The following is a 15,161-nucleotide window of genomic DNA, read 5'->3' as shown; positions in this document are numbered from 1 at the left end:
AAACCGTAATCCCCCTCAAATTTAAACTTAAACTACGGTACTAAGTCCCCACAATCCCAACACTAAAATAGTAATGCCAATCATCGCTTTAGTTTTATGTTTACTAATAATTCGCTCAGCTTCATTACCTGCATAATAAACAATAATAGCCAGACCAAAGTAACGAATAGAACGCGCGATACCCGAAGCCAATAAAAATAGCCAAATAGAATACTTAGTCGCGCCTGCTGCAAGCATCGCTATTTGAAACGGAATTGGCACAATGCCAAGCGTTATAACAAACCAAAAACCTTGATCTTGCATTTGCTGCTTAACGTTTTCAAATTGCTCAGGGCTCGAAAACGTATTAATAATCCAATCACCAACCGCATCAAATAAATAATAACCCAACGCATAACCAAACAATGCACCCACTATGCAACCTAAAGTCGCCATTAAGGCGATAAGCCATAGCTTCTCTCTACGAGCTTGCATTAGCGGTACTAATACAGCCTCAAGTGGAATAGGCACTATGGTTGACTCTAAAAACGACGCCACTGTAATACCGCTAAGCATATGCTTAGAATCAATAAAATTACGTGTTTTTTCTTTTAGCTTTTTTTGAATTGCCATATAATTTTCCTTTTATAGTGCCAAAAATAAAGTGGTTAGTTTATTTTGGCACATCCACGTTAATATAAACTTAAGCAATAAAAAAGCCCGTATAAAACGGGCTTTTTAAACTGTATTTGTATAATTATTTAAAAACCGGCATTATATAAATCAAATTGCTTTTCTAGTTCAACAGAACTCTCTCCATCAACTAACGCTATAACTCGTGTTTTTCTGCCAGCTAAGACTTTAGGAATATCTTTTGAATCAATAAATGTTTGCTCAGTTATTTCTATATTTTTAACACCTTGCGCTAACAAAGCCGCTTTAACTGTTTCAACTCGTTTTAAAGCAAGCTTACGGTTATATTCTAATGACCCTTCTAAGCTAGTATCACCAATTAATAAAATAGTAATACCTGGCACATCAACAACACTATTAGCAAAACTTACTACTTTTGCTTTTGCATCATCCGTTAGCGTCGATTTATCGTAACCAAATTCAATAACAACGTTTCTTGATGTCGTTATTTTTTGCTCTTTAGGGCAACCATCATTATTTGTTTTGGCTCTTATCGGTGTTTCAGCACACTTGTCTCTTGCGTTAATAACACCGTCGCGGTCTTGGTCAAATAAATCTTTTGATTGAACTTGATACTCATATTTTTTTGCATCGCTAGCACAGCCAGACAGTAATAATGCAAGACTTAAAAACATAATGCTTTTCATATTATCTATCTCCTAGTAGCCATGCTTCAGGTTTATCAACCCTAAGAGCTCTAACTAAACGCCCTGTTGCATTTACAAGCCTAAAGCTTGCTTTGCGTTGATCATAAGCCGATTCAATATAGTTACGACGCGCTGTAAACAACTCAATTTGCGAATCAAGTACATCTAATAACGAACGACGACCTAATGAAAATTGGCGTTCATACCCTTTTTGAGCAACTTCAGCATAGCCAACATTTTCTTCGTAAAAGCCTTTTTGCTCAGCTAAAAACATGTTTGCATTCCATGCAAAGGTTGTCGCTTCTTCGACTTGCCGGTGAGTTGTGTCTTTAACTGCTACGGCTTCTTGGTAACGCCATTTTGCCGCTTCGGTATCTGCATTTGTTTTGCCACCGTTGTATAAATCGTAACTCATAGAAAGCATTACTCGGCCGTTATCATCACGACCAGGAGAGCCCGAAATATTATCGTTATCAGCTACATCAAACTCTAAACTAACCTTTGGCCAATAACCGCTTTTCTCTCTTTCTATTTGTTTATTTGCAGCTTCTATATCAAAAACAGCAGCCATAATTTCTGGATGTGATTTTTTAGCGACTGCTATAGCATCACCTAAAGTGGCTGGTATATATGTTTCATCCACTTTAGGAATCATTAAATCATCAGGGTACTGACCCACTAAATCATAGTAATTTGCTTTAATATCTTGAAGATTATTTTTAGCAGCTAAAAAACCAGATTGTGATGTAGCAAGTCTAGACTGTACTTGAGCTACATCGGCATCGCTTGATAAACCACGTTGACGTCGTTGTTCAATATCACTTAATATTTTTTTATGTATGTTGATATTTCGCTCTGACAACTCAACTAACTCAACTGATTTAAGCAAGTCTAAATATACCTGTACAACTTCAAGGCTAATATTCTCTGCAGCAGATATTAAACCCAATTGGTCAGCTTTTGCTTCGTTATCTAGTCTAGCAACTTCAGATGATGTTCTAAAACCATCAAATAACATTTGTGTTATTTTTAAACCTATTTCTCTACGATTTAATTCGCTATCAAGTTCTCGGCCTGATTTATAGTTTACGCGCTCGTATCCATATCCTGCATATAAACGAACTTGTGGTAAATACTCACTAAACGCACTGCGTTTATCGCGGTATTTTGCTTCAAAGCTCGCATATTTCTGCATTAATCTCGGATTAGTGTTTAATGTTTCAGCTACAGATTGCTCAAGCGTTAACGCATTCGATAACCCTGGGGCTAAGGCTAAAACAGAGAGTAGTCCTAATTTACGCATTTAATATTCCTATATTATGGTTCACGCATTGCATTGGCTTTTGCTCTAAGCAAAGGTTTTAGCCAATAATCTAAAACAGTTTTTTTTCCAGTAATAACATCTACTTGCGTTTGCATCCCTGGGATTATTGCTTGCTCTGCTATTTGGCTTATTGTTGTTTTAATATAAGCCTGATAATAAGCAGTTCCATCTTCTAAATACTGAGCATCTGCACCAATATAAGTAACTTCACCTTCAAGTCCACCGTATATTACAAAGTCATAAGCAGTAAACTTAACTTTAGCAGCCATGCCCACTCGAATAAAACCGATATCTTTTGGTTGAATTTTAGTATCAATTAAAAGCAAATCGTTTTGAGGGACAATTTCCATCATCACCTCGCCGGGGTCAATTACACTGCCAATAGAGCGTGATACAATATTTTTTACGGTACCACGTACTGGCGATCTAACTTGTGCTTTTATAAGTCTATCTTCGAGTGATTTGCTACTTTGTTGAATTTTAGCAAGCTCGTTACTCACTTCATCTAACTGATTTTGTGTATCCGCTAAATAATCAAATACTATCGCTTTTCGCTCTTCTTTTACCTGACTTTTTGCCGCTTTTAATTGCTGTAATAACGCATTGGCTTGGTTTAATTCACCTTGCATGCCAATTTCGTCTCGTTGCAATTTAACCAACTCCATTTCGGCAACAGCACCCGCATCTACAGCACCTTGAGTTAACAGTACTTCCCGTGTTGTGAGCTTTAGCCTTTGCTTAAGCGCAGATATATTTGCACGTTGCTCTACACTGGCTTGCTCCTGCTGGAGTAGGTTTTGCGTGCGCTGCTGTAGCTGAGACTCAAGCTGTGTAAGTCTTGAAGTATACGTATTGTATGCCTGCTTATACACATCTACAGCAATATCTTTTCTAGGTATTTCTAAGCGTTCTATATTAGCGCCAAAACTGCTTTCTTCATTTAAAGTAACGCTTTTCAATTCAGTTACTAGACGGTTTCGTCTTGCTAATAACGAACCTTTTTCTTGACTAGATTCAGCATAAGCAGCAGCAAATCGGGTTTCATCAATCAGTAAAAGCGGATCACCCACCTCTACAATTTGCCCTTCACGTACTAAAACTTCTTTTAAAATACCGCCATCAAGGTTTTCAATAGTTTGAACACGTTGTACTGGTATAACAGCACCTTGACCTACAACAACTTCTTCTAGCTTAGCAAATTTAGCCCACAAAACCACAGCAAAAAGTAATACAAAAACTATAATAACCAATCTTTTAGCTTGTTTTGCAGCTTGTAGCTGCCCCATATATAAATCAGCCATTGGTTGAAGAACTCCCAGTCTCTGTATTCACCCTTGTCACTTTTTTACTTACTAGTTTTACACCACCATGCACTTTATTACTAAATAATGAGCTTGGTGTTTCTATACTTTTTAAGCGACCGTGGTCGAGCACAAATATTCTGTCGCATATAGTCAGCATATCTTTACGATGACTCGAAATAACCACCGTTTCAGTGCGATCCTGAAGGGTTTTAATGAGGAGTTTTTCGTGGCCTGCATCCATAGCCGACGAAGGTTCATCTAAAATAAGTAATGCGTTATCGTCTTTTAATAAAGCACGCGCAATACATACAGCTTGACGTTGTCCGCCCGATAAAAACCGACCAAACTCGCCAACCTGTGTTTCCAGCCCCGACTCCAACCGGTCAATAAAACGACTTACGCCAGATTTAACTAATGCATTGGTTAAGTTTGTTGGGGTTATATTTTGTGCGCCTAGAGTAATGTTTTCAAGCACTGTGCCATAAAACAAGCTTGGGCTTTGTGCTACCCAGCCACTTTGCTTGCGTAGCGCACTTAACGACCAGTGCCTTATATCTATGTCGTCAATTAAAAGCTGACCTGATGTAGCTCTGTACTGCCCAGCAATAATTGCAAGCAAGGTAGACTTACCAGAGCCTGCACGGCCATATAAACCTATTTTTTCGCCCTGCTTAATTTCAAAGTTAATACTGTGCACTGCCTCAAGTTCTTGCTCATGGTACTGAAAGCTCAAATGGCGGGCTGTAATATTGCCATTTACAGGCGCATTAATCGTGTTTTCGCCACTTTTTTGTTCTTGCTCAAGCGCCATTATATTTTTAACCGACTCAATGGCTGTTTGTGTTTGTTTATATTTTAAAACAAGCCCAGCTAAAGCAGAAATAGAACCCGATGCGCGCCCACTCAGCATAACAATAGCAATCAGTGCGCCCATACTTATGTCGCCGTTACTAATTAAATAAACACCAAACACAATAAGCGCAATACTGGTAAATTGGCTAAGGCTTGCAACTGTATGCGTAAGTGTTGTGGCGCTATGGCGTGATTTATTTTGCCAATCAACCATTTGTGCGAGTGTTTGTTCAAGCTTTTGTTGCGCGCCTGCTTGGCCGTTCATTTGCTTAAGCTCAACAAGCTGGTTCAGGTTTTCGATTAAATACGCTTGGCGCTGGGTTGACAATTTAGATGCCTGCTCAACACTTTCACTCAGTCTTGCTTGTAATACCGCGCTTGTAATAACAACCAAGGTAAGTACTACAACCGGAATTAAAACAATTAAGCCACCTAGCCAAAAAATAAGCGCTAAAAACAGCAGTGTAAAAGGTAAATCGATTACCGATACAAGCGTCGCTGAGGTTATAAACTCTCGCACGCTGTCAAAGTCTTGCACTTGCTTTGCATAAGCACCTGCAGAGGCTGGGCGCTGCTCAAGGCGCATACCTAGCACTTTAGCGTACAACATACTGCTAATACGTAAATCTATTTGCCTGCCAGCCGCATCGGTTAAATGCCCGCGCGCTTGCTTTAATAACCAATCAAACACAATGGCTATTGTTGCGCCGGTTGCAAGTACCCATAAGGTATCGAGCGCAGCATTAGGCACAACGCGGTCGTATACGTTCATGGTAAACAACGGCACTACTAAAGCTAATAAATTAACGGTTAGCGAGGCGAGTAACAACGAATTATAAAATGGTTTAACCTGATCCCATGCAGGCTTTAGCCAACTAGGAATACGTGTATGAAGTTTTTCTGAGCGCTCATCAGTTACATTATCGTGCGACAAGTACCAAATAAGCTCTTTATCAATATCACTTAATTGCTTAGGTTTTGCTTCATCAAGTGAGCTAAAAGTACTTTTACCATCATTTTCAAAAAACCAAAAGTAGCCTTCTTTATCAAGCGCCAAAGCAGGGTAAGCATAATGTTTTGGCGTAGTTTGCTGCTGCGCACTCACATTAATATTACTTAATGCTTGCTCTAAATGATGCGCCGAAAACTCATTACTTGGCAAACCAAGTAATAAGTTGTCGCTTTGATGGCGTAAATGCAAGGCATCGGCAATATGCTTACCAAGTGCTAATATTTGTTCTCGGTTTAGGATTAACTTCATACGTTTTGATCGCCGCTGGTCATACTTGCAATCGTCTCATCATGTGCTGTGTTACCACTGCCAGACATATCGCTATAATCAGGCCCACTGTCACCGCTCGCACTTGCGGTACGCGCTGAGCTAGCTGTAGCCGAATCAGAAATAGTTACATTTACTACCTCAGGCGAAGCCTCTTGTGTTTCACCGTTAAGTGTTGAAAATGCAGTTAACGTTAAGTTAAAACTATCACCTGCAGCGCCATCAACTATTTCAAGATTTTCAATATCAGTAATATTAACAGTCCATGTATCGCCGACTTTTTCTCCAACATTAAAGCTGTATCCATCAGGTAAGCCGATAATTTCAATATAGCCGGTTTCATCTGTTGCAGGGTTTTGTAAATCTACATCTAGGTTTAGGGCGATATTGTTAGTTGAATTACTTGTAACATCATTTGCAGCAGTCCATACAGGCGCGTCTGCTTGTGGTTCTAACTCTACAATAAAGTCTGACGTTTCAGGTGTGCCAGTTACAGTAACGGTTTCACCATTAATAACTGCGCTATCCATAGTCGCTACCTCAACGCTCATATTAAACGTGCCAAACGCAAGGCCACCGGCGTTAAAGTCAAAGTTTTCTATACCACTGCCTTCTTCGCTTATTACGGTAGCAATATAGTTATTACCCTCTTGTGCAAAGTTAACTTTAGTACCATCAGCAAGCTCTATATAGCCATTTTCTAGCTCAGCTAATGCCGATAAGTCAGAAGTATCACCATTAATAATAACTTTAAGTTGCACTTGCTCAGTGCCATCGGCCTCAGTGCTAAAGGCAGCAAGATCAATAGTTACGTTGCTATCTTCGTCACCTGAATAGTTATCTTCTGGTTTTTGACTAAAATCAAGCGTGTCTGCTACAGGGTTAACACTCACGTTAAAGCTTTGTGATTGCTGTAATAACTCGCCCTGTGTACCATCTTGGCTAATTGCATTTAAACTTAGTGTTATGTCTCCACTAAAATCAAGAGGAGGAAGTAATACAATATTATCTGCATTCCCTTCAAGTAAGCTTCGAGGAATAGTCCAGCTCGTTGTGCCATTTTCTGAGCCGTCATCACCATTATTAATTATTTGTAGCTCTTCACCTGTTACCGCATCAATAAGAGTGGCACCTTTTGGTACACCGCTAATTGTAAAATAGGTAGTTTCGGAGTCATCTAGCGAAGTAGCCGCTAATCCCGTAAGTATAATTTCGCTGTCTTCATCGCCAGTAACGCTATTAGCAGTAAGCATAACACCGTCTGTTACAGGTGTTACATTTACTGTAATTGTTTGGTTAATAGTAGAGCTCGCTTTTACTTCACCTGTCGAAAGCGTAGCTCTATCTACTACTGTAGCGCTAATATTAATATCAAAATCACCCTTGGCATTTTCAGGAGGGTTAATCCCAACACCGGCTAAATCATCGTCAAATGTACTGCCATTACCTTTGTATAAATAACTGCCATCAGTTTGTAACTCAAAATTATCTGAAGGGTCATATAATGTACCTCCATCTGGTAACTCAATTGTTATTGGCTGAGTAAAATCAATTTCTTCAACACCACCATCTTCAGTATCTGTACTTTCGTCTGTTGAGGTAAACGTAATACCAAGTGATGTATTTGTATTGTCTTCAGTAATCGTTTGCGTTGCAGCAGCAAGGGTGCCACCATCAACTACAGGGTTAATATCCACACTTAATGATTGGGTTATATCTATTTCGCGGTCGCCACTTGGGTCTACGGCAACTATTTTTACTGGAATTTCTAATAAGCCAGAGTAGTCACTGTCGTTACTGTTAATAACCATTGTACTTAGCGAGCTTTCAGGGATTATGTACTCTACACCAGTGTCTGTTTCTACCGCAATTATACCATCGCCCTCAATAGTGAAGCCTTCTGGCAAACTGCTCTGCTCAACATAAATAGTAATTACATCGTTATAGTTATCATCAACATCTTGAGATAAATCTTCACCTAAATTAAAGTCACTTTCCTCAAAAGTAACGCTACCGCCTTCATCAGCCGTAACATTTTCTATTTGTAACGTATTAACAGGCGATGCAGTAGTCGTTTCTCCTTCGCCATCAATATTAAACCGTACTTTAAAGTTTCCGCTAATAAGGGCGCTGTCGTCACCGTCTTTAACGCGTGCATTAACTGTCACATCAACGTCAGAACCAGTAGATGAGTTAGCTTCAATAATTACGTTATTAAGCAAATCGTTTATGCTGTCTTTAGCGGCGTCACTTGTACCAGCGTCTATAGGAATAACCCAGCGACCAGTCCCATCTGGCGAGGCTATGTTTTCACCATCTTGCATGTAAATAACTTTTAATGAGGAGTTTTTTGGCAAGATAATTTCGATATATGTTATATGCTCAGAACCATCAATATCCTCTTCAATGAATGATGCAACGCCAGTTAAATTAATTTGACGCTCATTAGCACTTCCTTCATTAGTAATGGTTTCATCTGTGGTTTCGATACGAGTAACAGCGCCGTCAGCCTCAATGCTTGGGGCTACATCTACTTTGCCATTAACAGTTACCGTAATATTTGCACTTATATCACTTGATACAGCAGCAGAAGTATCTTGTACGGTGTAAGTTATCTCAACACTAAGCTCGCCTGAGTAATCTTCATCAGGTTTGAGTGTAACACTATCTGTATTTAAGTAGTCGGTAACATCTATTCCACTACCAACAGCTGTTTCAACACCGTTTATGTAAAGCGTTGTACCATCTGGAATACTATTAATAATCGCTTTTGTAATACTTTCAGAACCATCTACATCTGAGAGGTCGGGATTTAATTTAAGTGAGATTTGGCTGTCTTCATTGCCAACAACATTTGTATTTAAGTTAGTGGAGTCAATAACCGGCGTAAATGTAACACTTGCCTTAATTTCCGTGTCTTTTGTGTTAAATTCACCTGTATCTGGCTCAGTAGTCACCACTGTAATATTAAAGTCAACGTTACCGCTAAAATCGGCACTTGGTTTTAATGCATAATTACCAGACTCGCTGGCTAACAAGCTGTACTTAGGGTTGCCATTAGCGCCAATACCTACAACAGGTAAATTAGCAGGCTCTCCCGTTATTGCATTTACAAGCGTTACACCATCGGGTAATTCTGAAATTACTAAACTAACGGTTTCTGAGCCATCGGTGTCTTCACTTTCGAATAAAAAGTCGAGCGTGAGTAATTCATCTTCTACACCGGTGGTATTTTCTAAAGTAAGCCCTGAGTCGTCATATACCCAGTCATTATTGCTTGTTAATACGGGTGAATCTGCAACACCCACTACTTTAAAGGTAAATTCTTTTACGCCGGTTTCTGCACTATCAACAACATTACCATCTACAACTTCTTCACTAATTGCGTTTACTTTAAGTGCAATTTTTTCTTGCGCTAAATGCTCAGGTAACTTAAGCGTATAATTTGCTAAGTCAGTGTCAAAAATAGTGTAAACACCATTAACTGGGGTTACTTCATCTCCATTACCATCTAATAATGTAACAACTTGCTCATCACCATTAGCATCTATAAATGTTGGTATTTCTATTTCGTACTTGAGGCGCTCAGAACCATCTGTATCAACGAGCAGTCCGTTTATTAGGTCACTCAGTTGAGGGTTTGAATCTTCGTTAATTGTATCAACGCGCACAGCTAGTTTTGGCGCGTCGGCTACTGGATTAATCGTTACTGTAACCGTTTGTTTGTCAGCTGTTGCTGTGTTGTTATTGTCTTTTTCTGTACTTGTTGCTTGAATATCAAACGTATATTCGCCAGTTGAATGTAATTTGTTACTAACCGTTAATTTGTTAAGTTCACTTTGTGTGAGTATTGCGCCTTCGGTTATTGTTCTGCCACCAATTTTAAGTACTAAGTTTTCATCTAAACCTGAAATTACATAAGTCAATTTCTCAGAGCCATCAGTATCAGTTAATGCTGCACTAATAATGAGGTTTTCAGGTGAGTCTTCATCTAGGGTGTATTGGTAAGCATTACCTGTATCCCACTCTGGGGTATCGGCTACTGATTCAACTGAAATGGTAGTCGAATCGTTTAATTCTCGAGGTGTTCCACCATTTTTAATGGTTATTGTGGTTTCAACTTTAAATTCAACCGTATTAGAAAAGTCGGAGCTGTTTTCTGCTGGTTGATAAGTTAAATTAGCAACTGTCACTGTACCATCAGCGTTAGTAGCTAATGCAGCGCCTGTAAATACATAATAGCCATCCACAATTGTAACATCGGCATTGTCTGTAGCTAAGTTACCATTAAGGTAAAGCTCTCCGCCTTGTAAAGACGCCAACTCAATTTTTATTTCACTGACTGTCTCTTCTTGGTCAGAAATATCACCTCTGTCAATGGTAATGGTTACTTCACTACGTGCATTGTTAGCGTTATCGCTACCGTCAATGGCATCTTCGTTAATGTCCGTTGCAGTAACGGTTAACTCACCTTTGTAATCACTTATTGTTAAATCAATACTTCCTGTTGCGGTATCACCATCGTTGTCGATAACAGTATAGCTAATTGAGTCTGTAAAATCTTCGTCAGCGCTTTGAGCAAACTCGTCAGTTGTAATCACTACTTTACCGCTTTCGTATACTCTTAATGTGCCAGACGTATCACTGTCACCCTCACCTTTAAAGGCAACTTCTTTATAGTTACCGGTTGAATCAGAGCCTGAGTCAAACGCAGTGTACGTTGTACCACCATAAATAAATGAAGCTAATTTAGCACCATCTGCACCTGGGTTATTGGTGTTACCAACAAAGTTACTGCTATTAATATCAAGCAGTTCGAGTGTTTTACCGCCGCCCTCAACAAGGTTAACAGCGACAGGTGTGTTATCTACTGTTGGTGTATCATCAGTTACTGTAATAGTCACTGCTGCGTTATTAGTATCGCCATCAGCATCAACAGCAATTACATCAAAACTGATATCTTGCGTATTTGTTCCGTCAGCATCAGGGTGTTTAATTGCTGTAAATTGCTCGTAAGTGTAAGAGCCATCAGGATTAAATTTAACGCGTAAAACATCTTCGCCATTTGCTGTAGCGATATACCAGCCATCAGCGTTTTTATCGCTTAATGTAATCGCATTATTTCCATCTGCAGTAACGTAACTTCCGTCGTTAAAGGTTGTTATAAAGTTATCTGCAAGCTTAATTTCTACAACTTCATCAGAGCCTTGCGTTACTATAATTTGCCCCGTAGTTGTAATTGAGTCATTATTTCTAAGGTTAGTCTCATCAACACTTGCAGCTGAGTCAGCTATTGCAGGGTCTTGACCGTCGTTTAATGTCACCGTAACATTACTTGTAACTTGTGAACCATCGGTATCTTCTGTGTACACTGGAATCACTATTTGCGGTGCATCTGTGGTATCACCTGTGTGATCTATTGCACCTGAAATTTCGAATGAAATAGCATAGGTGGCAGAGGTTTGTGCATCAACATTCACATCTGGTAAAGTGATTTTAAAGACCTCGGTTGAAGTGCCTTCTAAAATACCTTGTGCGGTACCGTCGCTATTAACTTGCCAAACAATATTTGTGGTGACAGCATTACCGTTCTCATCGAGCGTAGTTTGCGTTAGCTGATTACCATTACTATCAAGCACCGCTGCCCCATCAGTAATACTAACTTGCATGTCCACTACATCATCAAGACCTGCTGTTACTGTAAATGAGGTATCAGTATCAGTATTTGCTTGGCCATCTCCATCTTCGTTATTGTCAGCCACGCTGTTAGGTGTTTCAGATACAGTTAAAGCAATATCATTTTGAGTATGCACTGCGCCATCATTAACGGTAATATTTAACGTTGCTGTATCGTTATCGCCATCAGTGTCTTGCACTTCTACTTGTAGTGGTACGCCTGTTCCGCCTGTATCGTTATCAAATGGGCGATATAATGTAAAATCGTAAGTTAAGTTTTGATTACTCGTGCCATTAATGTCAGGTAAAGTCGCTACAAAAATTGTTTCTGTGCCGTCACCTGTGTTGGCGGTTATTGTACGCCCGTCATCACTTAGTGTGTATACAAGTGGTACACCACCTGCGGTTAGCTCTGGTTGCGAGTCGGTAGAGAAAGTAAGTGATTTTAACGAATCACTGCCTAGCGTTGTACTCACGGTACCTTGTTCAGATAATGTGATGTTATTAGCAGGGTCTAAGCCACTTTCGTCAATACTAATAGGTGTTGCTGTAGTATCCGCTACTTTTGGCGCGCCGCCATCTTCAACGGTTATGGTTACATTGCCAGCATCGCTAATTGCTGTGCCATCACTATCCTCACCGTTAAGAGAAAGCGCAAAATCAATATCTTCTCCATTAGGGTTATCAAGCGGTAAGCTTATTTTTGTTTGTACATTAGCGTTTAAATCTTTGCCATTTTGGGTTGCACTTACGCTAAAGCTAATTACTTCGCTGCCATTAGCAGAGCCTGTTATTGTTTTACCGTCAGTTAAAACAAAGGTAATAGCTTCACCAGCACTTGTTAAATTAAGTGCGTTTAAGTTTTCGATAGTGTCATCAAAGGTGATTGAATCAGCAACTAGTGCATCAGAGCCCGCCACAACAGCAAAAGATTTGTTATTTGTTATAGTAGCGCCATAATCACTTTCTGTATAAGTAGCTGTTTGATTTGTAAAGCTGCCCGCACTGCCATCTTGTACAGTAAATGTGGCTGTACTTGATGAACTACCTACACCGTCGCGATCTTCTATTGTGTATTCAATAGTAAACTGTGGTTCTGGGTCAGAATCTTGGTTATCGATAGCATCAAAGCTCCATGTGCCATCGCTGTTAACCGTTAATGTGCCTTCATCGGTGTCTATTGTTGCAGGTGTACTTGTCGTTACATCATAGTCAGTGCCATTAAATGTTACGCTTGTAACGGTTGGTGCGCCCTCTATTACACTGTCGTTTGTGACTAAGCTACCTGTTGATACTCTACCTGCATCGGTGTCGGCTTCGGTTACTGTAAAGCTGTCGTCACTACTTTGTGGGGCGGAGTCGGTTATAGTAACGGCTGTTGGTACAACTACTAGTTCGGTTGTGCCATCGGCATCTGTTTGTAGTGCATCAACAAAAATATCAGTAAGTAAGCTTTCACTTTCGTGATCAATAGGTGCATGTAGCGTGGTAGTAAGTTCACCACCCGCAAGCGCAACACTTAACACTAGGTTACCTTGCGAGTCTTTAACTTCTAACGATAAACCATCAGTTGCTAATGCAACAGTTACAGCTTCACCATTTACTTTTAAACCCTCAAGACCTGATTGCTCAGAGCTGATTGTAAGCACTGCGTTATCTATTTCTATGCTGCTTTTAGCCGAACTTGTTCCGCCATTACCTGTATTACTTTCATTAAGTGTTTGGCTATCAAGCGCATCAAGTATTGGTGTGCTATCTTCTGCTGTATTACCTGCAGAGTCTGTAACAGCCGCCGTAATAGTCCACTTCTGTGAACCATCGAGCGCAGACACATCAATACCGTCAACGCTCCAAGCGCCATCTGTCACATTGGCAGTTACTACTTCACTGTTGGTACCATCAAAAATAGTAAGCGTTACAGTAGAGGTATTTTCAGCATCGGTTGTACCGCTCAGCGTGGCTACTTGACCAGTTTTAAATGCACTACTGTTAATGCCGTTATCGCCGGTATCAATATCAATATTAATGGTGGCGTCTTTGGTGAAGGTGGTTGAGTTTGTGGCTAAATTACCCTCAACGTCTAATGCGCTAACGCTAGCTTTAATTTCACCATCGGCAAGACCTGAAATATCTGCTGCATCAACTTGCCATTGTCCATCTGCGTCAATAACGACGTTTTCAACTGTAACTTTTTTACCGTCTTTATCAGTAAATACCACGGTGGCTGTTTGATTTGTATCGGCTTCATCAATTACACCGCTTACTACTACATTACTTTGCTCATCACTATTAACTACGTCATCGCCCGCTGCCATTGTAATGGTAGTAGCTGCTGTTTTATCGTGAATAGCTGTATCGGTATTAGTGGCTGTGTTATCGGCTACATCACTTACGGTGGCCGTGGCGGTTAATTTACCGTCGTTAAGGCCTGATAAGTCTGCACCTGTAATTGTGTAAGCATTATTGGTAACGGTGGCTTCAAAGCTGCGTTCGTTACCGGCTTCATCTTTTACTACAACCGTTACTTTTTGGTCATCTTCAACACCGGTTGTAGTACCTGTAATTTCAACATTGGTGTTTTCGCCATTGCCATTTATTACGTTGTCGTCTGTGTCGTTAATATCGACTGTTACGGTAGCTGTGGTGTCTTTAGTAAAGCTGGTTTTGTTTGTGGCTAAATTGCCTTCAACGTCTAATGCGCTCACACTGGCTGTAATTTCACCATCAGCAAGGCCTGAAATATTAGTGGCATTTATTGCCCACTCACCTGCGCTATTAATCGCGACGTTTTCAACCGTGACTTTATCTCCGTTCACATCGGTAAATACCACAGTGGCTGTTTGGTTAGCATCAGCCTCTTCTATTATACCGCTTACAACTACATCACTTTGCTCTGCAGTATTAATAACAGCGTCATCACCTGTTGCAACATCAATGCTGGTTGCAGCGGTTTTATCGTGAGTGGCTGTATCTGTATCGGTTGCTGTATTACCTGCTACATCACTTACTGTGGCTGTGGCGGTTAATTCGCCGTCGTTTAGGTCTGATACATCTGCGCCTGTGATTGTGTACGCTTCATCAGTAACGAGTGCGGTGAAAGTTTCACTATTTGTGCCATCACTGACTACTACGGTAACCGTTTGGCCATTTTCAACACCAACGGCGGTGCCGTTTATGGTTACGTTTGTATTTTCACCAGCACCATTTATTACGCTATCGTCTGTATCAACAATATCAACCGTGACATTAGCAACAGTATCTTTTGTTAGGCTTGTCGTATTAACCGCTTCATTGCCGGCGTTATCAAATACGCTAACACTTACTGTTACGTCGCCATCTGCAAGTGAGCTTATATCTTCGTCACTTACTTCCCATGTGCCATCGGCATTTATGGTTACATTATCAAC

At 40.2% G+C, this 15,161-nt stretch carries 6 protein-coding genes; all 6 read right to left on the bottom strand.

Annotation, left to right across the window (positions count from 1 at the left end):
- Positions 1-27: 27 nt before the first annotated feature.
- A complete protein-coding gene (locus tag H5126_RS17655; protein WP_024600650.1) occupies positions 28-612 on the bottom strand; it encodes a YqaA family protein in 585 nt (194 codons plus the stop codon).
- 128 nt (positions 613-740) lie between these two features.
- Positions 741-1,319: an OmpA family protein gene (locus H5126_RS17650; protein ID WP_182721235.1), complete on the bottom strand. Its 579-nt coding sequence runs from the start codon at positions 1,317-1,319 to the stop codon at positions 741-743.
- A gap of 1 nt (position 1,320) precedes the next feature.
- A complete protein-coding gene (locus tag H5126_RS17645) occupies positions 1,321-2,622 on the bottom strand; it encodes a TolC family outer membrane protein (RefSeq protein WP_182715575.1) in 1,302 nt (433 codons plus the stop codon).
- Positions 2,623-2,636: 14 nt separating this feature from the next.
- Positions 2,637-3,944, bottom strand: coding sequence for an HlyD family type I secretion periplasmic adaptor subunit (locus tag H5126_RS17640; RefSeq protein WP_182715576.1), 1,308 nt, complete (start codon positions 3,942-3,944; stop codon positions 2,637-2,639).
- On the bottom strand, positions 3,937-6,060 hold the full coding sequence (locus H5126_RS17635) for an ATP-binding cassette domain-containing protein (RefSeq protein WP_182715577.1): 2,124 nt from the start codon (positions 6,058-6,060) through the stop codon (positions 3,937-3,939). Before H5126_RS17635 ends, H5126_RS17640 begins: the two co-directional genes overlap by 8 nt.
- Positions 6,057-15,161, bottom strand: a 9,105-nt coding sequence (locus H5126_RS17630) for a DUF5801 repeats-in-toxin domain-containing protein (protein ID WP_182721234.1), incomplete at its 5' end; no start/stop codon positions are given. The genes H5126_RS17635 and H5126_RS17630, both read right to left, overlap by 4 nt.

Origin of the sequence: Pseudoalteromonas sp. SG45-3, assembly GCF_014164075.1 — a bacterium.
GTDB classification, from domain to species: domain Bacteria; phylum Pseudomonadota; class Gammaproteobacteria; order Enterobacterales; family Alteromonadaceae; genus Pseudoalteromonas; species Pseudoalteromonas distincta.
The sequence above is the reverse complement of the archived record's forward strand: the minus strand, read 5'-3'. Positions and strand labels throughout refer to the sequence as shown.